Origin of the sequence: Henriciella sp. (genome assembly GCF_049649345.1) — a bacterium.
GTDB lineage: Bacteria > Pseudomonadota > Alphaproteobacteria > Caulobacterales > Hyphomonadaceae > Henriciella.
Map to the genome: position 1 here is coordinate 1 of NZ_JBARZC010000284.1, position 2,009 is coordinate 2,009.

Here is a 2,009-nt window from a genome sequence, read left to right on the forward strand (position 1 = left end):
GAGGAACACATAATGGCTACACTGACATCGAAAGAATGGGCGCTCGCGAAACGTCCCGTGGGCATGCCGCAGCAGGCAGACTTCTCAATGAAAGAGGAGAGCATCGGCGAGCCGAAGGATGGCGAAATCCAGGTCAAGAACAGCTGGATGTCGGTCGACCCCTATATGCGCGGCCGGATGTATGATCGCGAAAGCTATGTCCCGCCCTTCCAGATTGGCGAGACGCTGACGGGCGGCGCTGTCGGCAAGGTCACAGCCTCGGCTCATCCTGACTATTCAGAAGGCGATCTCGTCGTCTCCATGGCCGGCTGGCGCGAAGCCTGGACGGCCAAACCTGAAGAAATGATGGCCAACAAGGTGCCGCAGACCGGCCTTCCTGACTCGGCGCTGCTTGGCGTGGCAGGCATGCCGGGCCTTACCGCCTATGCCGGCATCCTGCGTGTAGCAGACCTCAAGGAAGGCGATGTCGTCTTCGTTTCGGGCGCAGCCGGCGCTGTCGGCTCGACCGTCGTCCAGATCGCCAAGATCAAGAACTGCACGGTTATCGGGTCTGCGGGTGGCGCCGAAAAATGCAATCTGGTCAAGGAGTTGGGCGCTGATGAAGTCATCGACTACAAGCAGCATGAGTCTTACGAATCGCTCGTTGGTGCGCTCAAGGCCGCAGCCCCGAAAGGCATTGATGTCTACTTCGACAATGTTGGCGGTGATCACCTCGAAGCGGCGATCGAATGCGCCCGCCCAATGGCCCGTTTTGCCGAATGCGGCATGATCAGCCAGTATAATGCGACTGAGCCCGTTCCGGGACCGCGTAACATTATACAGGTCGTGGGCAAACAGCTGAGAATCCAGGGTTTCATTGTCTCCACCCACACTGATATGCAGCCCCAATTCCTGCAGGACATGGCAGGCTGGATTCAGTCGGGCAAGATGAAGTTCGAGGAGACCGTCATGGAAGGTATCGAAACCGCCCCTGACGCCTTCCTCGGTCTCTTCAGCGGCAAGAATAAGGGCAAGATGCTCGTCAAGCTCGGCTGACCCCTGCCACAGATTAGTGGAGCAAACCATGGCGCGCCTGTTTGACGCGTACATAATCGTAGACTGGAGCGCCGCCAGCAAACCGGCACAGGGCGCCAATTCGATCTGGATTGGCGTCCTTGCGCGGGATGCGCGGCTGAAATTTCATTTCCAGGCGGCCAATCCGTCGACGCGGCTTGCTGCGCGCGACATTATTGGCAACCTCGCCGAACGGTTCACCTCGCGCGGCGATAAAGTACTGATCGGTTTTGATTTTAGCCTCGGCTATCCGGCGGGGACAGCCAAAGCTGCTGGCATCGCCAAGGATGGAGAGCCGGCCTGGAAATCCATGTTCGGCCATCTCTCTGCCAAGCTGAAGGACAAGACCGACAATGCAAACAAGCGTTTCGCCATTGCGGCAGGGCTGAATTACGCGATCTCAAAAGGCCCACACCCGTTCTGGGGCGCGCCCGCCCGCGACCAGATCACGACGTTGTCGGGTAAGAAGGGCGATTTCTCTGATTCTGCCCTTCCCGAGTACCGGATCGCGGAAACCCATGTGCGCGACAATTTCAAGTCGAAACCCAAATCGGTCTGGCAACTTTATGGGGCGGGCTCTGTCGGCAGCCAGTCGCTTCTCGGTATTCCGACCGTTCAGGCCCTGAGCGAGCGCCTTCCCAAATCAAAGATCTGGCCGTTCGAGACCGGTTTTCAGCCGCTCGGTGAAGAAGCCCTCGAGGACACTGATATCGTCTTCGCTGAGGTCTACCCCTCGATCGTGGAAGCCTCGCCGAAGCCCGGCCAGGTGCTCGACGAAGCGCAGGTTCATGCCCTCGCCCACCACTATTATACACTAGACGAAGCGGGAAAACTGGGCGCGCTGTTTGGTCCCCCGGAAGGCCTCGAAAGCACGGATATTGCCAAGATAACCACAGAAGAAGGATGGATTCTGCTGAAATAGCCCGTGGTTATTGGGTTTTCGGGCTATTTACCCC

General features: G+C 58.3%; 2 protein-coding genes. Both read left to right on the plus strand.

Annotated features, from left to right (window positions below):
* The first annotated feature begins 12 nt into the window (after positions 1-12).
* Complete coding sequence (locus tag WA989_RS07510) at positions 13-1,035, plus strand: NADP-dependent oxidoreductase (RefSeq protein WP_424339886.1); 1,023 nt, start codon at positions 13-15, stop codon at positions 1,033-1,035.
* A 28-nt stretch (positions 1,036-1,063) separates the two neighbouring features.
* Positions 1,064-1,975, plus strand: coding sequence for a hypothetical protein (locus WA989_RS07515; protein WP_424339887.1), 912 nt, complete (start codon positions 1,064-1,066; stop codon positions 1,973-1,975).
* The last annotated feature ends 34 nt before the right edge of the window (positions 1,976-2,009 follow it).